The following is a 22,692-nucleotide window of genomic DNA, read 5'->3' as shown; positions in this document are numbered from 1 at the left end:
CGATGCACTACGTCTACCTCTCGGTGCTGCTCTTCGCCATCGGCGCGGCTGCAGTGCTGGTGCGACGCAACGCGATCATCGTCTTCATGGGCGTCGAGCTCATGCTCAACGCGACGAACCTCGCCCTCGTCACCTTCTCCCGGATGCACGGCGCCCTCGACGGGCAGGTCATGGCCCTGTTCGTCATGGTCGTCGCAGCCGCGGAGGTCGTCGTGGGACTCGCCATCATCATGGCGATCTTCCGCGCCCGCCGCTCGGCCTCGGTCGACGACGCCAACCTGCTGAAGCTGTAAGGAGCGCCGGCCAGAATGGGAACTCTCGTCCAGACGCTCGCGAGCTCGTCGAGCACGCTGAGCACGTATGCCGCGGGCCTCGCCACGCACGAAGGTGAGGCGCACGCCGCCACCGGGGTGACGGCATACGCGTGGCTGCTCGTCGCGCTGCCGCTGCTCGGTGCCGCCGTGCTTCTCCTCGGCGGCCGCCGCACCGACAGGTTCGGGCCCGTGCTCGCGACCGCCCTCTCCTGGGGCGCGTTCGTCGTCGGCGCGCTCGTCTTCCTCGCGATGCTCGGCCGTGGTGCCGAGGACCGCGCCGTCGGCATCAACCTCTTCGACTGGATCGCCGCCGGCTCGTTCAAGGTGAGCGCGGGGCTGCTCGTCGACCAGCTGTCCATGGTCTTCGTCCTGCTCATCACCTTCGTCGGCTCGCTCATCCACGTCTACTCGATCGGGTACATGGAGCACGACGCCGACAAGCGGCGCTTCTTCGCCTACCTCAACCTGTTCGTCGCGGCGATGCTGCTGCTCGTCCTCGCCAACTCCTACCTGCTGCTCTACGTCGGCTGGGAGGGCGTCGGCCTCGCGAGCTACCTGCTCATCGGCTTCTGGAACTACAACCCGGCCTACGCGACCGCGGCCAACAAGGCGTTCGTCGCCAACCGCGTCGGTGACTTCGGTCTGTCCATCGCGATCATCGTGATGTTCTTCCACTTCGGTGCGGTCGACTTCGCGACGGTGCTCGGCGCGGCCGGCAGCAACGCCAACCAGGGCTTCATGACGGCCATCGGCCTGATGCTCCTGCTCGGCGCCTGCGGCAAGTCGGCGCAGTTCCCGCTCCAGAGCTGGCTCGGTGACGCCATGGCCGGCCCGACGCCGGTCTCGGCGCTCATCCACGCCGCGACCATGGTCACCGCCGGCGTCTACCTCGTCGTGCGCTCGGCGCCGATCTTCGAGGCGGCGCCCACGGCCCAGCTCGTCGTCGTCATCGTCGGCGCGATCACGCTGCTCTTCGGTGCGATCGTCGGTTGCGCCAAGGACGACATCAAGAAGGCCCTCGCGGCCTCGACGATGAGCCAGATCGGCTACATGATGCTCGCCGCAGGCCTCGGCCCGGTCGGCTACGCGTTCGCGATCTTCCACCTGCTCATGCACGGGTTCTTCAAGGCCGGGATGTTCCTCGGGGCCGGGTCGGTCATGCACGGCATGAACGACCAGGTCGACATGCGCCGCTTCGGCGGCCTGTCCGGCGCCATGAAGATCACGTGGGCGACGTTCGCCGTCGGCTGGCTCGCCATCCTCGGCGTGCCCCCGTTCTCGGGCTTCTGGTCCAAGGACAAGATCATCGAGGCCGCCTTCATCGGCGAGGGCTGGCGCCCGTGGGTCTTCGGTCTGGCCGCCCTCCTCGGTGCCGGCATCACGGCCTTCTACATGTCGCGCCTGTTCTTCATGACCTTCCACGGCAAGAAGCGCTGGACCGACGACGTGCACCCGCACGAGTCGGGCAAGCTCATGACGGTCCCGATGATCGTCCTCGCGGTGGGCTCCGCCTTCCTCGGTCTGATCCTCGGCCCGACGGGACTCTTCACCTCCTGGCTCGAGCCGGTCACCGGCGCCGAGCCCGAGGGCGCCCACCCGGTCATCCCGGTGCCGGTCCTCATGGCCCTGACGCTCGTCCTCGTCGCCGCCGGTGGCGCCTTGGCGTGGCTGCGCTACTGGCGTGACGAGGTGCCGGTCACGGCCCCGGCGGGCTCGCTGATCACGCAGGCGGCGCGCAAGGACCTCTACCAGGACCAGGTCAACGAGGCCCTCCTCATGCGGCCCGGCATCCACCTCACGCGCTCGCTCGTCTTCGCCGACAGCAAGGGCGTGGACGGTGCGGCCGGTGGCCTCGCCGCCCTCGTCGGCGGGACGAGCTCCCGCCTGCGCAAGCTGCAGAACGGCTTCGCGCGCTCCTATGCCCTGACGATGCTCGCTGGTGTCGTCGCCATCCTCGGTGCTCTTTGGGTGATGTCCTGATGACCGCAATGTCCACCGTCCCCTGGCTGACGATCCTCGGCCTCATCCCTCTCGTGGGCGCGCTCGTCGTCGCCTTCGTGCCGGGGAGCGCCGAGAACGCCAAGCGGATGGCGATCGGGTTCTCCGTCGTCACGCTCGTCGTCGGCATCATCGCCGCGACGCAGTTCGACCGTGCCTCCGGCAAGCAGTTCCAGCTCGGTGAGCAGCACTCGTGGATCCCGCAGTTCGGCGTCAGCTACTCGCTCGGCGTCGACGGCATCGCGCTCGTGCTCATCCTCATGGCGCTCGTGCTGACCCCGATCTGCCTGCTCGCCGCCTGGCACGACGTGCCCGAGGAGGCTGGCCCCCGGGGCGGCCAGCGGGTCAAGACGTACTTCGCGCTCATCCTCGTGCTCGAGACGTTCATGGTCGGGGTGTTCGCCGCCACCGACGTGTTCCTCTTCTACGTCTTCTTCGAGGCCATGCTCATCCCGGTCTACTTCCTCATCGGCCGCTTCGGCGGGCCGCGCCGGCAGTACGCCGCGATGAAGTTCCTCCTCTTCTCGCTGGCCGGCGGGCTCATCATGCTCGTCGCCGTCATCGCCCTCTACCTGCAGGGCCCCGGCGGCACCGACGGCTTCCTCATCGAGCGCCTCACGGGTCTCTCGCTCGACCCGACCACCGAGCGGCTGCTCTTCGTCGGCTTCTTCTTCGCCTTCGCGGTGAAGGCGCCGATGGTGCCGTTCCACACGTGGCTGCCCGACGCCGCCACCGAGTCCTCGCCCGCGACGGCGACGCTGCTCGTCGGCGTGCTCGACAAGGTCGGCACGTTCGGGATGATCCGCTTCTGCCTCCAGCTCTTCCCGGAGGCGAGCACGTGGGCGACGCCCGTCGTCGTGGCCCTCGCGGTGCTCTCGGTCATCTACGGTGCGCTCCTCGCGATCGGCCAGACCGACATGATGCGCCTCGTGTCCTACACCTCGGTGAGCCACTTCGGCTTCATCGTGCTGGGGATCTTCGCCTTCACGACGGTGGGCCAGGGCGGCTCGACGCTCTACATGGTCAACCACGGCTTCTCGACGGCGGCGCTGTTCCTCTTCGCCGCGATGCTCGTCCGGCGCAGGGGGAGCAAGCGCATCCCCGACTTCGGTGGGTGGCAGCGCATCACCCCTGCGCTCGCGGGCATCTTCCTCGTCGCGGGCCTGTCAGGTCTGGCCCTCCCGGGCCTGTCGAGCTTCGTCTCGGAGTTCCTCGTGCTCGTCGGCAGCTTCTCCACGCAGCCGGTGGCCACGGTCATCGCGACGTCCGGCATCATCCTCGCCGCGCTCTACATCCTGCTCATGTACAAGAAGGTCATGACCGGCCCGAAGCCCGAGGGCCTCGTGGGCGAGCGCGAGCACGACCGGCTCGACGAGCGCGGCCGTCGCGGCCTCACCGCCGTGCGTGACCTGACGACGCGCGAGAAGCTCGTCGCCGCCCCGTTGATCGCCGCCTTCGTCGTGCTCGGCTTCCTGCCGAACCTCGCGTTGAACGTGATCAACCCGGCCGTCGACAAGACCTTGTCGCACGTCCAGCAAGCCGTTCCGAACCTCAACCCGGCCGGCACCGTGGCCGAAGGGAGCTCGAAGTGACCGCCGTCGCTCCGCTGGCGCTGCCCACGCTTCCCGCAGCGTTCCAGCAGTCGAACGTCGACTACCTCGCGATCCTGCCGTTGCTCATCGTCTTCGGCACGGCGCTCATCGGCGTCCTCGTCGAGGCGTTCGCCTCGCGGGAGCGTCGCCACGCCATCCAGGTGACGCTCGCCGTCGCGGGCCTGCTCGCGGCCGCCGCGGCGATCATCCTCGCGGCCAAGCACCAGGGCCTGACGATGGGTCTGACGGACGGCTCGACCAACCGCCAGCTCTTCGCCCTGGCCATCGACGGACCGGCCCTGTTCATGCAGGCCACGATCCTGCTCCTGGGTGTCCTGGGCGTCCTGACGATGGCCGAGCGGTTCGGCGGCGTCGGTCCCGACGCCTTCACCCCGAGCGGTGCGTCGACGCCGGGCTCGGCCACCGAGACGGCGGCGGCCCGCGCGGGCGCGCTGACGTCCGAGGTCTTCCCGCTGACGATGTTCGCGATCTTCGGCATGATGCTCTTCCCGACGACGAACGACCTCATCGGCATGTTCGTCGCCCTCGAGGTGCTCTCGCTGCCGCTCTACATCCTCTCGGGCCTGGCGCGTCGTCGCCGCCTCCTCTCGCAGGAGGCGTCCCTGAAGTACTTCCTGCTCGGTGCCTTCAGCTCGGCCTTCTTCCTCTTCGGCACGGCCCTGCTCTACGGCTACGCCGGCTCGGTCTACTTCGGTGACCTGTCCAAGGCGATCGCGGCCGGACCGCTCGCGATGAACGGCCTGCTGGTGCCCGGTGCGTTCCTCGTCTTCGTCGGACTCCTCTTCAAGGTCGGCGCGGTGCCGTTCCACGCGTGGACGCCCGACGTCTACCAGGGCGCTCCGACGCCGGTCACCGGCTTCATGGCCGCGTGCACCAAGGCCGCCGCGTTCGGCGCGATCCTGCGCCTCGGCTACGTCGGCCTCGACACCGGCCGCTGGGAGTGGACCAACGCGCTCGTCCTCGTCGCCCTGCTCACCATGGTCGTCGGTTCGGTGCTGTCGGTGACGCAGACTGACATGAAGCGCCTGCTCGCCTACTCCTCGATCGCGCACGCGGGCTTCATCCTCGTCGGTGTCCTCGCCTTCGACCGCAAGGGCGTCGGCGCGGTGCTCTTCTACATCGTCGCCTACGGCTTCTCGACGATCGCGGCCTTCGCCATCGTCTCGCTCGTGCGCCAGAACGGCGCCGAGGCCACGCACCTGTCGCAGTGGGCCGGCCTCGGCAAGCGCTACCCGGTCGTGGCCGGCGCGTTCGCCTTCCTCATGCTCGCCTTCGCCGGCATCCCGCTGACCTCGGGCTTCGTCTCGAAGTTCGGCGTCTTCTCGGCGGCGATCGGCACGGGTGGCGCGACCGGCACGGTCCTGGCGATCGTCGGTGTCCTGTGCAGCGCGATCACGGTCTTCGTCTACGCCCGGGTCATCGTCCTGATGTTCTTCAGCGACGCCCCCGACGACGCCGTCGAGGTCGTCATCCCGTCGGTCTCGACGACGTTCTCGATCGCCATCGGCACCCTGGCCACGCTCGCCCTCGGCGTCCTGCCGTCGGCGCTGCTCGACCTGGCCGACCGCGCCTCGCAGTTCGTCCGATGACGGCTCAGCCACGGCTGCAGGGTCGTCCGTCCGGTCACGGGGCTCGATGACGACGCACGCCACCCCGCCGGTCCTCGGGATCCCCGGGGCGACTGCGGACCTGTCGGCACGCCTGCGTGACGGCCTGGCCCGGGTCGACGCCCTGCTGACGCAGGTCGTCGACCACGACGACCCGTTCATCGCGGCCGCGTCGGGGCACCTCGTCGCGGCGGGCGGCAAGCGGTTCCGGCCGCTGCTGACGCTCCTCGCGGCCGAGCTCGGTGAGGGCATCAACGACGACGTCGTCGCGGCTGCGGCAGGTGTCGAGCTGACCCACCTCGCCTCGCTGTACCACGACGACGTCATGGACGAGGCGAGCGTGCGGCGTGGTGTCGCGTCGGTCAACGCGGCCTACGACAACTCGACGGCGATCCTCGTGGGCGACCTGCTCTTCGGCAAGGCGTCCGAGCTCGTCGCGGGTCTCGGCGCCGAGGCCGTTCTCATCCAGGCCCAGACGTTCGTCCGCCTCTGCAACGGGCAGATCCGCGACGACCGTCCCTGCCCCGAGGGCGTCGACCCGGTCGACTACTACCTCGGTGTCCTCGCCGACAAGACCGGCGTGCTCATCGCGACGGCCGGACGCTACGGCGTCATGTTCAGCGGCGGCTCGCCCGAGTCGGTCGAGATCATGCGCTCCTACGGCGAGAAGCTCGGCATCGCCTTCCAGCTCGCCGACGACCTCATCGACATCGCGTCCGACGCCGACGACAGCGGCAAGATCCCCGGCACCGACCTGCGCGAGGGCGTCGACACCCTGGCCGTGCTGCGGTTTCGCGCCACGGCCGATCCCGCCGATGCGTCGGACGCACGTCTGCTCGAGCTCCTCGACGGTGACCTCACCGACGACGACGCGGCCCTGGCGGAGGCCCTCGGGCTCCTCCGGGCCCACCCGGCCCTCGCGGTCGCGCGCGACGAGACGTATGCCGTCGCCCGCGAGGCGCAGGCCCTGCTCGACCCGCTGCCCGACAGCGACGCCAAGGCAGCCTTACAGGCTCTGGCGATGAGCGTCGTCGACCGCGTCGGCTGACGTCCCCTCGCGACCACCCTCACCCCAACTCGAGTGAGATCGGGGGGTCACGGGGTGGGGTGACGCTGGGTAGGGTGCAGACCATGCATCGCCGCCTGTCGCCGCCCGTCGCGGCGCGCCTCTCGGCGGCGACCGCCGACCTGCACGGCCCGCTCGCCGTCGTCGACCTCGACGCCTTCGACGCCAACGCCGCGACCCTCGTCGACCTCGCCGCGGGCGTGCCGATCCGCATCGCGACGAAGTCGCTGCGCAGCAGACCCCTCATCGAGCGGGCCCTCGGGCGCGGCGGCTTCGAGGGCCTGATGTGCTACGCCGTGCGCGAGGCCCTCTGGTGGGCCCGCGACGGTCACGACAACCTCCTCGTCGCCTACCCGAGCGTCGACGTCCCCGCTCTGGCCGAGCTCGCTGCCGACCCCGCCCTGACCCGGGCCGTCGTCGTCATGGTCGACAGCGTCGAGCACGTCGACTTCATCGCCCGCGAGGTGCCCGGCCACGAGGGTCTGCGCGTGGCGATCGACGTCGACGCGTCGCTCCGGGTCGGCCCCGCACACATGGGGGTCCGCCGGTCACCCACCCGCACGCCGGCCGACGTCGAGGCGGTCATCCGTCGGGCCCAGGAGCGGGGCCTCGTCGTCGCCGGCCTCATGTTCTACGACGCCCAGATCGCCGGTCTGCCCGACTCCTCGCCCGTCGTGCGCCGGATGAAGAAGGCGTCCGACGCCGAGCTGCGCACCCGCCGGGCCGAGGTCGTCGCGGCCGCGCGCGCCCTCGCCGACCTCGAGCTCGTCAACGGCGGTGGGACCGGCAGCCTGCACGTCACGCACCACGACCCGTCGCTCACCGAGCTCGCTGCGGGGTCGGGTCTCTTCGCGCCGACCCTCTTCGACGGCTACGACGCGCTGTCGCTGCGTCCGGCCGCCTACTTCGCCGCCCCGGTGGTGCGCCGGCCCGGCGCAGGGATGGTGACGGCATACGGCGGCGGTTACGTCGCGTCGGGGCCGCCCGGGTGGTCCCGCGTGCCGAGCCCGCTGCCCGAGCACGAGGTCGCGCTGCTCCGGCGGGAGGGGGCGGGCGAGGTGCAGACGCCTCTCGAGGGTCCGGGCGCCGACCGGCTCTCACTGGGTGATCGGATATGGTTCCGGCACGCCAAGGCAGGGGAGCTGGCCGAGCGCTTCACGGAGTTCGCGCTCGTCAGCAGCGACGGAGGCGACCGGGTCGTCGGACGGGCCGCGACCTATCGTGGGGAAGGGCAGTGTTTTGGCTGACAGCGTGGGTGGCGTGAAGCGTCGCGTCGTACGCAGCATCGACTGGTCCAACTGGGCCGGCACGGAGTCCTCGAAGCTCGCGCGCGTGGCGACGCCGCGCAGCGAGGCGGAGGTCGTCGAGGAGGTCGTGCGAGCTGCCGACCGGGGGCTGCGGGTCAAGGCGATCGGCGCCGGTCACTCGTTCACCGGCGTCGCCGTGACCGACGGGGTGCAGCTGCGCCTCGGCGCCCTGAGCGGGGTCACCTCGATCGACTCGACGCGCGGCGAGGCCACCGTGCGCGCCGGCACCCCGCTGCACGTCCTCAACGAGGAGCTCGAGGCGTTCGGCTACGCGCTGCCCAACCTCGGCGACATCGACCGGCAGAGCCTCGCCGGCGCCACCGGCACCGGGACGCACGGCACCGGTCTGCGCTTGACGGGCCTGTCCGCGGGCATCCGGGCGCTGCGCATCGTCCTCGCCGACGGGTCTCTCGTCGAGTGCTCCCCGACGCACGAGCCCGAGCTCTTCCAGGCTGCCCGTCTCGGGCTCGGAGCTCTCGGCATCGTCACCGAGATCACCGTCGCCGTCGTGCCCGCCTTCCTGCTCCACGCCGTCGAGCGTCCCGAGTCCCTCACCGACGTGCTGGCCCACGCAGACGTCTCGGCGGAGGCCAACGACCACTTCGAGTTCTACTGGTTCCCACACACCGACCGGGCCCTGACCAAGCGCAACAACCGCGTGCCCGAGGGCACGGCGAGGCGCCCGCTGCCGGCCTGGCGCGAGAAGCTCGACGACGACCTCCTGAGCAACCGCTTCTTCGAGCTGACCAACCGTGTCGCCACCCGGATGCCGCGCTCGACGAGGAGCATCAACGCCATCGCGTCGCGTGCCCTGAGCGAGCGCCAGTTCACCGACAGCTCGCGCAAGGTCTTCGTCACCGCGCGCGAGGTGCGCTTCATGGAGTCGGAGTGGGCCTTCCCGCGCGCGAGCCTGTCCGAGGTGCTGCTCGAGCTGCGCGAGTGGGTCGACACCCACGACGAGCGCATCTCCTTCCCCGTCGAGTGCCGCGTCGCCGCTGCCGACGACGTCTGGCTCTCGACGGCCTACGAGCGCCAGAGCTGCTACATCGCGATCCACAAGTACCACCGGCAGGGGCGAGGTGCCTACTTCGACGCCTTCGAGGCCATCGCCGTCAACCACGGCGGTCGCCCGCACTGGGGCAAGCTCCACACGCGCCACGCCGACTACCTCCGCGGCGTCTACCCGCGCTTCGACGACTTCCTCGCGGTCCGCAACCGGGTCGACCCGGAGCGCCGCTTCGGCAATCCCTACCTCGAGCGGGTCCTCGGCGCCTGAGCGCCGCCGTCCCGGCGAGCGATGGCGTATGCCGTGTCCGCCACTCAGGCGCCGGCGCGCGCCGAGCGCTGTCGCTCCCAGGCGAGGCGCAGCGAGCGCCTGATGGCGTCCTCGTCGCCCGTGAGGTCGGCCTGCAGCTTGGCGTGCGCCTCCCACCGGGGCGGCACGCCGAAGGTGTCGGGGTGGGCGCTGACGAGCTGCTCGCGGTCGCGGCCGCCGAGGCGGACGAGCAGCGTGCCGGCAACGTCGGCTCGGGCCACGAGCAGCCCGTCGACGTACCACGCGCGGCGCCCGTCGGTGCGTCTGGCGCGGACCCCGTCGAGCGTCCGGAGGTACTCGTCGACGTCGTCCAGGGTCATCCACCGACGGTAGACCGCACGGGCCCGCCTGCGGGGCGTGCGCTCCCGCTCGGCGGCACCTGGTGACGACCGTCGTGTGCGTCGACGGCTGTCGGCGGGCCCACCTACGGTGGAGAACGACGCACACCGACGCCGAGGAGGATGCCGTGACCGAGCAGAGGACCTACCCCGAGGGCGTGACCTCGTGGGTCGACACCGAGCAGGACGACGTCGATGCCGCCGCCGACTTCTACAGCGGGCTCTTCGGCTGGACGTTCACCGAGGCCACCCCGCCGGGGGTGCCGTTCCGCTATCTCATCGCCCAGCTCGACGGCCAGGACGTCGGTGGGCTCGGCGGCCCCGCGACACCCGCGGCCGAGGACGCCGGTGGTGATGGCGGTGGAGCGCCCCGGTGGCACACCTACGTCGCGGTCGACGACGCCGAGTCCGCGACCAGCCGCGTCGAGGAGGCCGGGGGAGCGGTCGTCCAACCGCCGACGGCTGCCGGCGAGGGTGGCCGGTCGGCCGTCGTGCGCGACCCGCAGGGACTCGAGGTGCGCCTCTGGGAGGCTAGGCGACGTCTGGGCTCGCAGGTGACCAACGTCCCGGGTGCCTGGAACTTCAGCGACCTGCACACCGACGAGCCCGCGGCCGCGCAGCAGTTCTACGCCCGGGCCTTCGGCTGGGAGTTCGCCGACGTCGGCTTCGCCACGATGATCCGTGTGCCCGGCTACGGCGACCACCTCGCCTCGACGGTCGACCCCGACATCCACGAGCGACAGTCCGGGGCGAGGGTGCCACCGGGCTTTGCCGACGCCATCGGCTGGGTCGTGCCCGTCGCACCGGCCGCCGAGCCGGGTTGGCACGTGACGTTCACCGTCGCCGAGCGCGACGCGGCGGCCGCGCGTGTCGCGCGGCTCGGCGGGTCCGTCATCCGCACCGGTGACAGCGACTGGACGAGCACCGCCGTCGTGCGCGACCCGCAGGGCGCCGTCTTCACGGTCAGCCAGTTCCTCGGCTGATCGCGGGACCTCCCGCTGCTCGGCGAGCGGGGTCGCGTCAGCCGTGGACCTTCACCGTGCACACGGCCGACGTGGCCGGGTTGCGCCGTGCGCCCTGTGCCTTGCACCGTGAGGTGACTCAGCGCCCCGGCAGCCGGGTCGGCCGGTGGCCGGGTGGACGCTGGGTCGCTGGATGACTCAACGCACAGGGACCTCGACGTCAGTCCTCGGGGCGGGTCATCGAGAGGACGTCGAGGGCCTCGTCGAGCTGCTGCTCGGTGAGCTTGCCGTCGGCCACGTGACCCTGCGCGATGACGACGTCGCGGATCGTGCGCCGCTCCTTGACCGCCTGCTTGACGACCGCGGCCGCCGCCTCGTAGCCGAGGTAGCGGTTGAGCGGCGTGACGATCGAGGGCGAGCCCTCGGCGAGGGCCCGCGCGTGCTCGACCTCGGCCGTGATGCCGTCGACGCAGCGGTCGGCGAGCAGGCGGCTCGTCGAGGCGAGCAGCCCGATCGACTCGAGGACGTTCTTGGCCATGACCGGCAGCATGACGTTGAGCTCGAAGTTGCCCGCAGCGCCGGCCGTCGTGATGACGACGTCGTTGCCGATGACCTGCGCGCACGCCATGAGGGTCGCCTCGGGCACGACGGGGTTCACCTTGCCGGGCATGATGCTCGACCCGGGCTGGAGGTCGGGCAGGTGGATCTCGCCGAGGCCCGTGCGGGGCCCGGAGCTCATCCAGCGCAGGTCGTTGCAGATCTTCGTCAGGCTCACGGCCACGACCTTGAGCGCCCCGGACAGCTCGACGACGGCGTCCTGCGCCGACTGCGCCTCGAAGTGGTTCGCGGCCTCGCGGAACGGGATGCCGGTGACCCCCGAGACCCGCTCGATCACCTTGCGGGCAAAGCCGGGTGCCGCGTTGAGACCGGTTCCGGCGGCCGTGCCACCGAGGGGCAGCTCGCTCGTCGCCTCCGCCGCGCTGCGCACCCGGCTGGCGCCGAGCTCGACCTGGCGCCGGTAGCCGCCGAACTCCTGCCCGAGCGTCACCGGCACGGCGTCCATGAGGTGGGTGCGTCCGGCCTTGACGACGTCGGCGAACTCGGTCTCCTTGCGGCCCAGGGCGAGCGCGAGGTGCTCGAGCGCCGGCACGAGGTCGAGGACGCTCGCCGTCGTCGCCGCGATGCGCAGCGCGCTGGGGAACGTGTCGTTGCTCGACTGGCCGGCGTTGACGTGGTCGTTGGGGTGCACGTCGAGGTCGCTCGCGAGGTGTGCGATCCGTGCCACGACCTCGTTGACGTTCATGTTCGTCGAGGTGCCCGACCCGGTCTGGAAGACGTCGATCGGGAACTCGTCGTCGTGGTCGCCGTCCGCGACCTCACCGGCTGCCGCCGCGATGGCTCGGGCCCGATCGGCGTCGAGGACCCCGAGCTCGGCGTTGACGTCGGCGGCGGCGGCCTTGAGCCGAGCGAGGGCGTGGACGACGCCCGGCGGCACCGGCTGCCCGCTGATCGGGAAGTTCTCGACGGCCCGCGCCGTCTGCGCGCCCCACAACGCGTCGGCGGGCACCTGTACCTCGCCCATCGAGTCGTGCTCGGTCCGGAAGCCTGGCGCTGACACGTCGCTCATGTCCCCATCATCCACGTCTCGCCGACGAGATCCGCGCCGTAGACCTTGTCGGATGCCGGGTCGCGGGCGCACGCTGGACGGTGCGGGCGCCGACGCGATCCTTTGACGTACCACCCTGAGGAGAGGCCATGGCTCACCGTCGAGTTCTCACCGCGTGCATCGTGTCCGTCGCGACCGCCCTCGCCGGAGCCGCGGTCGCGGTGGCCTCCCCACCCGACGAGATCGTCAGCGTCGCCAGTCCGCCCACCCCCTTCTCGCAGAACAAGCAGAACGAACCCGCCGTCGCGATCGACGCCCACGACCCGAGCGTCGTCGCGGCCGGGGCCAACGACGAGATCGACGACGAGTCGTGCGCGGCCGGGGACCCGACCACCTGCCCCTTCACGGACGGCGTGGGTGTCTCCGGGGTGTACTTCTCGTTCACCGGCGGCAGCGGGTGGACGCAGCCGACCTACACCGGCCTCACGGCCCGTGACTGCCTCGGACCCGCGGCCTGCACCGCGCACCCCGGCCCCATCGGCACGCTCCCCGGCTACGCCGCGAAGGGACTCGTCTCGGACGGTGACCCGGCGGTCGCGTTCGGCCCGCGTCCGGCGTCGGACGGGACGTTCTCGTGGGTCAACGGCTCGCGCCTCTACTACGCGAACCTCACCTCGAACGTCTCGGCGGACAAGGAGTCCGCGACCTTCAAGGGCTTCGAGGCCATCGCGGTGTCGAGGACCGACGACCCGCACGCGGCAGCCGCGGGTGACGCCACGGCGTGGAAGGACCCGGTGATCATCTCCAAGCAGTCGTCGACGACGTTCTCCGACAAGGAGCAGGTGTGGGCCGACAACGCCGAGTCGAGTCGGTTCTTCGGCAACGTCTACGTGTGCTGGGCCTCGTTCAGGAGCAACAGCCGCGGCAACGCCCTCCCGACGCCCCTCATCGTCGCGCGGTCGACGGACGGCGGAGGCACGTGGACGACGAAGCAGGTCGGCCCCGCGACCGACAACGGGATCAACGGGCAACCTGACGGCTGCACGGTCCGCACGGACAGCCACGGCAACGTGTACGTCTTCGGCATCGGCAGGCGTGCGGGCACCGATCTCCAGCTCATGTACCGCTCGACCGACGGCGGCGCCCACTGGGCAGGCCCGACGGTCGTCGCCCGGGTCACCGAGCCCGGTGTCACCGACCCCGTGCTCGGTCGCCCGACCATGGACGGGATCGCAGGAGCTCGCGTCGACCTGGCGGCAGGCCCGAGCGTCGACATCGCCAACGGGGCCCCGAGCGGGGCCGGCGCCACGAACCAGATCGTCATGACCTGGGCAGACGGTGCCTCCGGACTCGACCACGAGAGCCTGCTGTGGACGAGCTCCACCACGGCGGGCGCCAGCTGGACCGCTCCGGCCGCGCTCGAGCTGCCGACGGGGGACCGCCCCCTCTACACCGCGCCGGCGCTGTCTCCCGACGGCACCGACCTCTACGTCGTCGACAACGCCTTCACGACGCCCTACCGGCACGACACGGCGTCGTCCCGCGGTCTCGTCGGTCAGGTCTGGCACGCGAACATCGTGGCCGGGGTGCCGAGCGGGTGGTCGTCACTGGACCGCAGCGCCGTCGGCGACCCGCGCGCGACGAGCCAGAACGGCCTGACCGCCGAGTTCCTCGGCGACTACGTCTATGCGGCCGCGACCCGCGACGGCGTGGTCGGCGTCTGGAACGACGCGTCGCACGCCGCCGACTGCCCGGCGATCGACTCGTACCGCGCCTCGCTCTACACGGCGAGCCCCAAGCCGCCGCCCGACGTCCTCGCGGCGTGCCCGGCGACCTTCGGCAACAGCGACATCCGTGGTGGGAGCTGGGCCGACCCGACGCCCTGACAGTGCGGCCGACCGGGCGGGGCGGACTTGCGTCAGCGCCCGGTCGGCGCCCCGCCCAGCGCGGGCAGGTCCTCGTCGTGGTGGTGCGCCGTCCCCGGGCACCCCTCCGAGCCGGCGCACGACCAGCCGGCCGGAACCGCTCGCGTATGCCGTGTCGCCCCCGCTGCGGCGGCGCGCCCCTGCCGCTCGGCACCCGTCTCGTCGGTGCCGGACGGCGCGGGTGCGGGGTTGCGGATGAGCAGCCACGACACGACACCTCCGGCGGCGAGCATCCCGGCGCACAGGAGCATCGCGGTCCGGTACGCCGACGAGAAGGCCTCGGGGACGGCGTAGTCCGAGCCGCTGAGCCCGACGACGGCCGGCAGTGCGGCGACGGCGAGGAGACTGCCCGCGCGCGCGACGGCGTTGTTGACCCCGCTGGCGACGCCGGCGTAGCGGTCGGGAGCCGCGGCGAGGACCGTCGCCGTCAGCGGCGCGACGAGCAGGGTGAGCCCGAGGCCGAAGACGGAGATGCCGGGCAGGACGCCGGTCCAGTAGGTCGAGCCGGCGCCGACACCCGACAGCAGGAGGGCGCCGACCGCGCACACGACCGGGCCGACCGTCATCGGCAGGCGTGGCCCGATGCGGGAGGCGAGCGCACCTCCCCGCGCCGCGAAGAGCAGCATGAGCACGGTGACCGGCAGCGAGGCCATGCCGGCGAGCAGCGGGCCGTAGCCGAGGACGGTCTGGAGCTGGAGGGTGAGGAAGAAGAAGACGGCGCCCAGGGCGGCATACACGAGCAGGGTCATCGCGTTGGCCGCGCTGAACTGGCGCGACGCGAAGAGAGCGGGCGGGACCATCGGGTGTGAGATACGGCGCTCGACGACGACGAACGCCGCGCCGATGGCGAGGCCGACGAGCCCGACCCCGGTGGCCGCCGTCGCTCCGAGCGACTCGTGCTGGATCAGGGCGAAGGTCGTCGTTCCCAGGGCGAGCGTCGCGAGCACCGCGCCGGTCACGTCGAAGTGGTGGTCGGCACGGTCGTCCCTGGTCTCGGGGACGTGCAGCTGCGCGATCCAGACGGTCGCGGCGCCGAGGGGCAGGTTGACGAGGAAGGCCCAGCGCCAGCTCGCGTACTGCACGAGCCACCCGCCGACGAAGGGCCCGAGGGCGGAGGCGATGCCGCCGAGTCCGGACCACGTGCCGATGGCCTTGCCGCGGTCGTCGGGACGGAAGGACGCCTGGATCATCGACAGGCTGCCCGGCGTCAGCAGCGCCCCTCCCACGCCCTGGAGCACCCGGCCGACGATGAGCTGGACGGGTGACTGCGCGAGACCGCAGGCGGCGGAGGCCACCGTGAACCACACGACCCCGATGACGAAGACGCGTCGGCGGCCGAAGCGGTCACCGAGCGACCCGCCGAGGAGGATGAGCGAGGCGAGCGCGAGGAGGTAGCCGTTGGTGATCCACTGCAGCTCGGCGAGGCTCGCGCCGAGCTCCTCGCCGATCCGGACGAGCGCGACGTTGACGACGGTCCCGTCGAGCAGGGCCATCCCCGAGCCGAGCACGGCAGCGGCGATGACGAACCGACCGGTGCGGGAGCCCAGGACGACGTCGCTCACACCGGCAGTCTGTCACCGCGGGTGCGACGAATGGCTCCTCAGCGCGGGCAGTCGTCGACGGGCAGGTCGCGCCGCGCGGCCCGGGCGCCACGCAGGCTGAGGAGCGAGTCGACGGTGAGGACGACGAGCGCGAGCCAGACGATGCCGAAGCCGATCCACCGCTCGGACGGCATGTGCTCGTCGAGCAGGACCACCGCGCAGAGCAGCTGCATGACCGGGGTGATGAACTGGATGAGCCCGATCGACACGAGCGGGATGCGGCGCGCCGCGGCGGCGAAACACAGCAGCGGCACCGCGGTGACCAGCCCGGAGAGGACGAGCAGCGACGTGTGCACGCCACCGTGCAGGCCGAACTCGAGGCCGCCCTGCGCGCCGACGACGAGCAGCAGCACGACGGCGACGGGGGCGAGCACGACGGTCTCGACCGTGAGCCCGTGGATGGCGTCGAGGCTGACGCCGACCTTCTTCTTCGTCAGCCCGTAGAGCGCGAAGGACACCGCCAGCGTCAGGGCCACCCACGGCACGCGTCCGCCGGAGACGCCGAGGTAGACGCCCGCGACGACACCGATGCCGACGGCCACCCACTGGAGGACGCGGAGGCGCTCACCGAGCACGACGACGCCGAGGGCGACCGTGACTAGGGGGTTGAGGAAGTAGCCGAGCGCGGCCTCGGACGTGTTGCCCGACGTCACGGCCGCGACGTAGACGACCCAGTTGACCGCGATGAGCACCGCCGCCACCGCGGTGCCGGCGAGCAGCCGCGGCCGACGCAGCAGCGGCCTGATCCAGCCGAGGTCGCGCACGACGAGCAGCACGACGACGCAGAAGAGCAGCGTCCAGAGGATGCGGTGGGCGAGGATCTCCCACGGCCCGGCGGGTTTGAGCGCGTCGAAGTAGAGCGGGAAGAGCCCCCAGAGGCCGTAGGCCGCGAAGCCGAGCAGGGTGCCCCGCCCGACCTCGCCGTGGGGTGCCGTCGACCCCGTCCCGCGCGTGCCGGACTCGCTCGGCGCGAGGGACGGAGCGGTCTCGCGCGCGGTCACGCCCCCACGGTCCAGGTGTCCCGACCGGCGAGCAGGGCGTCGATGTCGGCGTCCGTGACCTCACCCGTGCGGGCCGAGGCGATCTGCTCGCGCAGCGAGTCGTCGTAGGTCGGGCGCTGGACGTTGCGGAAGATCCCCATCGGGACGTGCCCGAGGTCGGGGCTGTCGAGCCGCGAGAGCGCGAACGCCGCGGACGGGTCGTGGGCCGACTCGTCGTGGCGCACGATTCGGGCCGGGTCGGCCTCGGCGCGCGGCACGACGGCGAGCGACCCGCGGTCGTCACGCACGACGACCGTCTCGGCGGTGCCGACCTCCTCGCCGTCGGCGAGGTGCAGGATGCGGGCGGCCGCCTCGGTGCGGTCCTTGAGCACGTCGAAGACGCCGTCGTTGAAGATCGGGCAGTTCTGGTAGATCTCGACGAGCGCCGACCCACGGTGCTCGGCCGCGGCACGCAGCACCGACGTCAGGTGTTGGCGGTCGGAGTCCATCGTGCGGGCCACGAAGCTCGCCTCGGCGCCGAGCGCGAGCGACACGGGGTTGAAGGGCGTGTCGAGCGAGCCCAGCGGCGTCGACTTCGTCACCTGGCCGACGTGCGAGGTGGGGGAGTACTGCCCCTTCGTCAGGCCGTAGATCTCGTTGTTGAAGAGCAGGATCTTGAGGTTGACGTTGCGGCGCAGGGCGTGGATGAGGTGGTTGCCACCGATCGACAGGGCGTCGCCGTCGCCGGTGACGACCCAGACCGAGAGGTCCTCTCGCGTCGCCGCGAGGCCGGTCGCGATGGCCGGGGCACGGCCGTGGATCGAGTGCATGCCGTAGGTGTCGAGGTAGTAGGGGAAGCGCGAGCTGCACCCGATGCCCGAGACGAAGACGATGTTCTCGCGCTTGAGCCCGAGCTCGGGGAGGAAGCCCTGCACGGCGGCGAGGATCGCGTAGTCCCCGCACCCGGGGCACCAGCGCACCTCCTGGTCGGACGTGAAGTCCTTCTTCGTCAGCGCGGTGCCGTCGGTGAGGCGTGGGACGCCGGCGGTGCCGTGGGCACCGGGGGCGCCTGGCCCGCTGGACGGCATACCCAGGTCGGTGGTCACTTGGCGGCCTCCTTCAGGGGCACGTCCGAGACGGACGCCACCGCGGTGGCGATGACGTCGGCGAGCTCGCCCGCCTGGAACGGCAGGCCGCGCACCGAGGTGTGCGACTCGATGTCGACGAGGTACTTCGCCCGCAGCAGCATCGCGAGCTGGCCGAGGTTCATCTCGGGCACGATGACGCGCTGGTAGGAGCGGAGCACGTCGCCCGTGTTGGCGGGGAAGGGGTTGAGGTGGCGCAGGTGCGCCTGGGCGACGCGGGCTCCGGTGGCCCGCGCCAGGCGGACGCCCGCGGCGATGGGGCCGAAGGTCGAGCCCCAGCCGAGGACGAGGACGTCGGCGTCGTCGGTCGGGTCGTCGACGACGAGCGGCTCGATGGTGTCGGCGATCCCGTCGATCTTGGCCTGACGCAGGCGCGTCATGTGGTCGTGGTTGTCGGGGTCGTAGGAGATGTTGCCCGTGACGTCCGCCTTCTCGATGCCCCCGACCCGGTGCTCGAGGCCCGGTGTGCCCGGGATCGCCCACGGCCGGGCGAGCGTCTCGGGGTCGCGGAGGTAGGGGTGGAAGGTCGGCTGGCCCTTGTCGTCCACGGCGTTGGGCTCGGTCGCGAACTCCACGGCGATGTCGGGCAGGTCGGCCGTGCGGGGCAGCCGCCACGGCTCGGAGCCGTTGGCGAGGTAGCCGTCGGACAGCACGATGACGGGCGTGCGGTAGGTCGTCGCGATGCGCACGGCCTCGACGGCGACGTCGAAGCAGTCGGCCGGCGTCGCGGGTGCGACGACGGCCACCGGCGACTCGCCGTTGCGGCCGAAGAGCGCCTGGAGCAGGTCGGCCTGCTCGGTCTTGGTCGGCAGGCCGGTCGAGGGGCCGCCGCGCTGGATGTCGCAGACGATGAGCGGCAGCTCGAGCGACACGGCGAGGCCGATCGTCTCGGCCTTGAGCGCGAGGCCGGGCCCCGACGTCGTCGTCACACCGAGCGCGCCGCCGAAGCTGGCACCGAGGGCGGCGCCGACACCGGCGATCTCGTCCTCGGCCTGCATCGTCGCGACGCCGTAGCGCTTGAGCCCGGCGAGCGTGTGGAGGATGTCGGAGGCCGGCGTGATCGGGTAGCTCCCGAGGAAGAGCGGCAGGTGTGCGCGGTGCGCAGCGGCCACGAGGCCGAGCGACAGCGCGACGTTGCCGGTGACGTTGCGGTAGGTGCCCGCCGGCATCGCGGCCGGGGCCACCTCGTAGGCGACCGCGAAGTCCTCGGTGGTCTCGCCGTAGTTGAAGCCCGCGCGCAGGGCGGCGAGGTTGGCCTCGAGGATCTCGGGCTTGTCGGCGAACTTCGCCTTGAGGAACGCCTCGGTGCCGTCCATGGGCCGGGTGTAGAGCCACGAGAGCAGGCCGAGCGCGAACATGTTCTTCGCGCGCTCCTTCTCCTTGCGGGTCAGGTCGGTGAAGGACACGAGGGCCTCGACGGCGATCGAGGTCAGGGCCACCGGGTGCACGTCGTAGCTGTCGAGCGAGCCGTCGTCGAGCGGGTTCTCGACGTAGCCGACCTTGGAGAGGTTGCGCTTGGTGAACTCGTCGGTGTTGACGATGATCGCGGCGCCCCGCGGCAGGTCGCGCAGGTTGGCCTTGAGGGCGGCGGGGTTCATCGCGACGAGGACGTCGGGGGCGTCACCCGGCGTCAGCACGTTGTGGTCGGCGAAGTGCAGCTGGAAGCTCGAGACGCCGGGCAGCGTGCCTTGGGGCGCCCGGATCTCGGCGGGGAAGTTCGGCAGCGTCGACAGGTCGTTGCCGAGCAGTGCGGTCTGCGACGTGAAGCGGTCTCCGGTGAGCTGCATGCCGTCGCCGGAGTCCCCGGCGAATCGGATGACCACGCGATCGAGCTTCTGGACCAGTTTGGCGCTCATGCTCTGCGACGTCCTCGAACTTCCATACGATTCACTGCCCGGGGCCCTGTGCGGCGGGCACTTTCCATGCTATGTCTCGTCGGGCCTCAGATCGTGCACCTGCCACAACGTGGACGACGCGGGTCGACGCGGTGCCGACACAGGGTGAGCCGCGGTCAACGCACCGAGGCGCCCACCGGGACGTGCCGACCGCGGAGGTAGCGCCCCCCGACGGCGCCGACCGCCGCCCCGATGCCGAGGGCGAGGACCACGTGCGCCACGACGAGGGCGGTGGCGTCCCAGCCGAGCTGGTCGACGCCCGGGTCGACGCCCGGGTCCAGGCCGGGGTCCAGGCCGGGGTCCACGTCCGGGTCCACGCCCGGGTCCGTCACGTCGAGCGGCGCGTCGTCGGGCACGTCGTCGGGCACCTGGGTCGTCGCCTCGTGCGGCGAGCCCACCCGGTCTTGTCCACCCCTGTCGACCATGCGCCGCAGGGTAGCCCGGATGCGGCTGACCACTCCGTGCCACTCGCGTACCGGCATGGATAGGCTGGCCGTCATGTCCGGGTACGTGGCCGTCGCAGCGGTGCTGGGGGCGGGCGTCCTGCTCGTCACGGCGGCGATGCTCGTGCGACGGCTCCTCGCCCCGCGCGCACCCCACGCGGCCAAGCTGGCGACGTACGAGTCCGGTGTCGACCCGGTCGGCGAGGGCTGGGCGCAGACGAAGGTCCGCTACTTCGTCTTCTCCTTCCTCTACGTCGTCTTCGCCGTCGACGCGGTCTACCTCTTCCCGTGGGCGACCGTCATCCGCGACGCCGACCTCGGCCGCGCGAGCCTCGTCGAGATGGGCATCTTCATCGGCGTCATCGTGCTCGGCCTGGCCCACGCGGGCCGCCGCGGTCTGCTGAGGTGGGTGTGATGGATCAGCCGCCGAGCCAGCCCGGCCAGTCGGCGAGCCAGCCGGTCAGCCTGCCGATGCCGACCATCGGACCGGCGTCGATGGGCGTCCTCGGCGCCCACGCGCCCAAGCCGATCAAGGTCGTCCTCAACTGGGGCCGCCGCTACTCCCTCTGGGTCTTCAACTTCGGGCTCGCCTGCTGCGCCATCGAGTTCATCGCGGCCTCGATGGGTCGTCACGACTTCATCCGCCTCGGCGTCATCCCCTTCGCGCCGGGCCCGCGCCAGGCCGACCTCATGGTCGTCTCGGGCACCGTCACCGACAAGATGGCCCCGGCGATCCGCCGCCTCTACGACCAGATGCCCGAGCCGAAGTACGTCATCTCCTTCGGCGCCTGCTCCAACTCCGGCGGCCCCTACTGGGACTCCTACTCCGTGACGAAGGGCGTCGACCAGATCGTGCCCGTCGACGTCTACGTCCCCGGCTGCCCGCCGCGCCCCGAGGCGCTGCTGCACGGCATCATCCGCCTCCAGGAGCAGATCGCCGCCGAGCGCCTGTCGACGCAGAAGCTCAAGGGCAGGTATGCCGGCACCCGCGTCGGCAGCGCCGGCGACCTCCGCCGTCCCCTCCTGCGCCGTGGCGCGAAGCCGGGGGAGGACGGCCGGTGAAGGTCACCGACGTGCGTGACGTGCCGTTCGGGGAGTGGTCGAGCACGGTGCTCTCGCTCCGTGAGGAGGGCTACGCGTACTTCGACTGGCTGACGGCCGTCGACGAGACCGACCGCGAGGGCGACGACGCGGGCTTCGACGTCGTCTGCCACCTGCTCGACACCCGCACGCCGGGCGCGCTGAGGTCGGTGCTGCTGCGCACTCGCGTCACCGGGGGTCTGCCGGTCCCGTCGTTGACGGGGATCTTCCGGGGCGCGGCGTGGCACGAGCGCGAGACCCACGAGATGTTCGGCATCGACTTCGACGGCTTCGACGACGGCAGCGGCCTCGGCCTGCGCCCGCTCCTGCTGCCGGACGGCTTCGAGGGCACGCCGCTGCGCAAGTCCTTCGTCCTCGCGGCTCGCGCCAGCAAGGCCTGGCCCGGTGCCAAGGAGCCCGGCGAGGGCCACGACTCCGCCCGTGCACCCGGCCGCCGGCGCGTCCAGGCGCCCGGCGTGCCCGGACCCGAGTGGGGGCCGCGATGAGCGACCTCGCTCCCTGGCTCGAGGTCGTGCTGCGCGCCGTCGCGGTGCTCGCCGCCTTCCTCGTGCTGCCGCTGCTCGTCGGCCAGACCGAGCACAAGGTCATGGCGCACATGCAGGGTCGCCTCGGGCCGATGTATGCCGGTGGCTTCCACGGGTGGGCCCAGCTCGTCGCCGACGGGGTGAAGTTCGTCCAGAAGGAGGACATCACTCCGGCCCGGGCCGACCGCTGGGTCTTCCGCCTCGCCCCCTTCGTCGCGCTCATCCCCTACCTCGTGGCGCTCGCCGTCATCCCGCTCTCGCCACGGGTCGTCGGGGCCGACGTCGACGCGAGCGTCGTGCTCGTGCTCGCCGTGATCGGGGTCGGCGTCATCGGCACGCTCATGGCCGGGTGGGCCTCGGCCAACAAGTACTCCCTGCTCGGGGCGATGCGCGCCGCCGCGCAGCTCGTGTCCTACGAGCTGCCGATGGTCCTCGCGGTCGCCTCGGTCGCCCTCGCCGCCGGAAGCCTGTCGCTCGTCTCCATCGCGGAGGCGTGGAACCCGTGGTGGCTGCTCTGGCAGCTGCCCGGCGCCGTCGTCTTCCTCGTCGCGGCCCTCGCCGAGCTGCAGCGCCCGCCGTTCGACATGCCGCTCGCCGACTCCGAGATCGTCTTCGGCGCCTTCACCGAGTACACCGGCCTGCGGTTCGCCTTCTTCCTGCTCGCCGAGTACGCCGGCATCGTCGTCATGTCGCTGCTCTTCGCCGTGCTCTACCTCGGCGGCTGGGCAGGGCCGTTCGAGCAGTGGCTCGGCTGGGTGTGGACGGTCCTCAAGGGCTTCCTCGTCGCGGTCGTCGTCATCTGGCTCCGCGTGTCGTGGCCGCGCATGCGCGAGGACCAGCTCCAGCGCCTCGCCTGGGTGTGGCTCGTGCCGATGGCGCTCGTCCAGCTCGCCCTGACCGCCGTCGGGGTGGTGGTCTTCTCGTGACCGACGACCGATCGAGGGTGGAGCGA

Annotated in this window: 20 protein-coding genes; 13 read left to right on the top strand and 7 right to left on the bottom strand. The window is 71.6% G+C overall.

What is annotated here, in order from left to right:
• Positions 1–2: 2 nt before the first annotated feature.
• From nuoK to ASE25_RS14640, 7 genes are all read left to right on the top strand, one after another.
• A complete protein-coding gene (gene nuoK / locus ASE25_RS14670; RefSeq protein ID WP_369791903.1) occupies positions 3–293 on the top strand; it encodes an NADH-quinone oxidoreductase subunit NuoK in 291 nt (96 codons plus the stop codon).
• 15 nt (positions 294–308) lie between these two features.
• The gene (nuoL, locus tag ASE25_RS14665) at positions 309–2,294 is read left to right on the top strand and encodes an NADH-quinone oxidoreductase subunit L (protein WP_056826374.1); all 1,986 of its coding nucleotides are present in this window, start codon (positions 309–311) and stop codon (positions 2,292–2,294) included.
• Positions 2,295–2,302: 8 nt separating this feature from the next.
• Positions 2,303–3,904, top strand: a complete 1,602-nt coding sequence (locus ASE25_RS14660) for an NADH-quinone oxidoreductase subunit M (RefSeq protein ID WP_056826372.1) — start codon at positions 2,303–2,305, stop codon at positions 3,902–3,904.
• Positions 3,901–5,514, top strand: a complete 1,614-nt coding sequence (gene nuoN, locus ASE25_RS14655; RefSeq protein ID WP_056826370.1) for an NADH-quinone oxidoreductase subunit NuoN — start codon at positions 3,901–3,903, stop codon at positions 5,512–5,514. Before ASE25_RS14660 ends, nuoN begins: the two co-directional genes overlap by 4 nt.
• Positions 5,515–5,560: 46 nt before the next feature.
• Complete coding sequence (locus ASE25_RS14650; protein ID WP_056781508.1) at positions 5,561–6,580, top strand: polyprenyl synthetase family protein; 1,020 nt, start codon at positions 5,561–5,563, stop codon at positions 6,578–6,580.
• Positions 6,581–6,663: 83 nt separating this feature from the next.
• Entirely contained in the window at positions 6,664–7,845 is a 1,182-nt protein-coding gene (locus ASE25_RS14645; RefSeq protein ID WP_056826642.1) for an alanine racemase, read from the top strand.
• A 4-nt stretch (positions 7,846–7,849) separates the two neighbouring features.
• Entirely contained in the window at positions 7,850–9,181 is a 1,332-nt protein-coding gene (locus tag ASE25_RS14640) for a D-arabinono-1,4-lactone oxidase (protein ID WP_082622890.1), read from the top strand.
• Between the two features lie 44 nt (positions 9,182–9,225).
• Here the strand turns inward: ASE25_RS14640 and ASE25_RS14635 are convergent, their stop codons facing one another.
• The gene (locus ASE25_RS14635) at positions 9,226–9,540 is read right to left on the bottom strand and encodes a hypothetical protein (protein WP_056781504.1); all 315 of its coding nucleotides are present in this window, start codon (positions 9,538–9,540) and stop codon (positions 9,226–9,228) included.
• 146 nt (positions 9,541–9,686) lie between these two features.
• Between ASE25_RS14635 and ASE25_RS14630 the strand changes: the two genes are divergently transcribed.
• Entirely contained in the window at positions 9,687–10,541 is an 855-nt protein-coding gene (locus ASE25_RS14630) for a VOC family protein (protein WP_056826368.1), read from the top strand.
• A 199-nt stretch (positions 10,542–10,740) separates the two neighbouring features.
• Here ASE25_RS14630 and ASE25_RS14625 read toward each other — a convergent pair whose 3' ends face one another.
• Positions 10,741–12,147, bottom strand: a complete 1,407-nt coding sequence (locus ASE25_RS14625; protein ID WP_056826366.1) for an aspartate ammonia-lyase — start codon at positions 12,145–12,147, stop codon at positions 10,741–10,743.
• A 128-nt stretch (positions 12,148–12,275) separates the two neighbouring features.
• On the opposite strand from ASE25_RS14625, the gene ASE25_RS14620 reads away from it, so the two are divergent.
• Positions 12,276–14,012 carry a sialidase family protein gene (locus ASE25_RS14620; protein ID WP_056826364.1) on the top strand — a complete coding sequence of 579 codons (1,737 nt, stop codon included), beginning with the start codon at positions 12,276–12,278 and terminating at the stop codon, positions 14,010–14,012.
• A gap of 32 nt (positions 14,013–14,044) precedes the next feature.
• Here ASE25_RS14620 and ASE25_RS14615 read toward each other — a convergent pair whose 3' ends face one another.
• From ASE25_RS14615 to ASE25_RS14595, 5 genes are all read right to left on the bottom strand, one after another.
• The gene (locus tag ASE25_RS14615) at positions 14,045–15,613 is read right to left on the bottom strand and encodes an MFS transporter (RefSeq protein WP_056781493.1); all 1,569 of its coding nucleotides are present in this window, start codon (positions 15,611–15,613) and stop codon (positions 14,045–14,047) included.
• Between the two features lie 38 nt (positions 15,614–15,651).
• Positions 15,652–16,653 carry an EamA family transporter RarD gene (gene rarD / locus ASE25_RS14610; protein WP_082620096.1) on the bottom strand — a complete coding sequence of 334 codons (1,002 nt, stop codon included), beginning with the start codon at positions 16,651–16,653 and terminating at the stop codon, positions 15,652–15,654.
• On the bottom strand, positions 16,650–17,738 hold the full coding sequence (locus ASE25_RS14605) for a 2-oxoacid:ferredoxin oxidoreductase subunit beta (protein WP_056781489.1): 1,089 nt from the start codon (positions 17,736–17,738) through the stop codon (positions 16,650–16,652). The genes rarD and ASE25_RS14605 overlap by 4 nt, the downstream gene beginning before the upstream one ends.
• Positions 17,735–19,633 (bottom strand): 2-oxoacid:acceptor oxidoreductase subunit alpha, encoded by a 1,899-nt coding sequence (locus tag ASE25_RS14600; protein WP_056826361.1) that lies wholly within the window; start codon positions 19,631–19,633, stop codon positions 17,735–17,737. Before ASE25_RS14600 ends, ASE25_RS14605 begins: the two co-directional genes overlap by 4 nt.
• 155 nt (positions 19,634–19,788) lie before the next feature.
• Positions 19,789–20,097 carry a hypothetical protein gene (locus ASE25_RS14595; RefSeq protein WP_157623447.1) on the bottom strand — a complete coding sequence of 103 codons (309 nt, stop codon included), beginning with the start codon at positions 20,095–20,097 and terminating at the stop codon, positions 19,789–19,791.
• A gap of 73 nt (positions 20,098–20,170) precedes the next feature.
• On the opposite strand from ASE25_RS14595, the gene ASE25_RS14590 reads away from it, so the two are divergent.
• The 4 genes from ASE25_RS14590 (at position 20,171) to nuoH (ending at position 22,666) form a co-directional block, all read left to right on the top strand.
• Positions 20,171–20,530 carry an NADH-quinone oxidoreductase subunit A gene (locus tag ASE25_RS14590; RefSeq protein WP_056781480.1) on the top strand — a complete coding sequence of 120 codons (360 nt, stop codon included), beginning with the start codon at positions 20,171–20,173 and terminating at the stop codon, positions 20,528–20,530.
• A gap of 80 nt (positions 20,531–20,610) precedes the next feature.
• Complete coding sequence (locus ASE25_RS14585; RefSeq protein ID WP_235508711.1) at positions 20,611–21,177, top strand: NADH-quinone oxidoreductase subunit B; 567 nt, start codon at positions 20,611–20,613, stop codon at positions 21,175–21,177.
• Complete coding sequence (locus tag ASE25_RS14580) at positions 21,174–21,701, top strand: NADH-quinone oxidoreductase subunit C (protein ID WP_056781474.1); 528 nt, start codon at positions 21,174–21,176, stop codon at positions 21,699–21,701. Before ASE25_RS14585 ends, ASE25_RS14580 begins: the two co-directional genes overlap by 4 nt.
• The gene (gene nuoH / locus ASE25_RS14575; protein ID WP_056826638.1) at positions 21,698–22,666 is read left to right on the top strand and encodes an NADH-quinone oxidoreductase subunit NuoH; all 969 of its coding nucleotides are present in this window, start codon (positions 21,698–21,700) and stop codon (positions 22,664–22,666) included. Before ASE25_RS14580 ends, nuoH begins: the two co-directional genes overlap by 4 nt.
• Positions 22,667–22,692: the final 26 nt, after the last annotated feature.

The organism is Terrabacter sp. Root85, from assembly GCF_001429185.1.
Classification (GTDB): Bacteria; Actinomycetota; Actinomycetes; order Actinomycetales; family Dermatophilaceae; genus Terrabacter.
The sequence above is the reverse complement of the archived record's forward strand: the minus strand, read 5'-3'. Positions and strand labels throughout refer to the sequence as shown.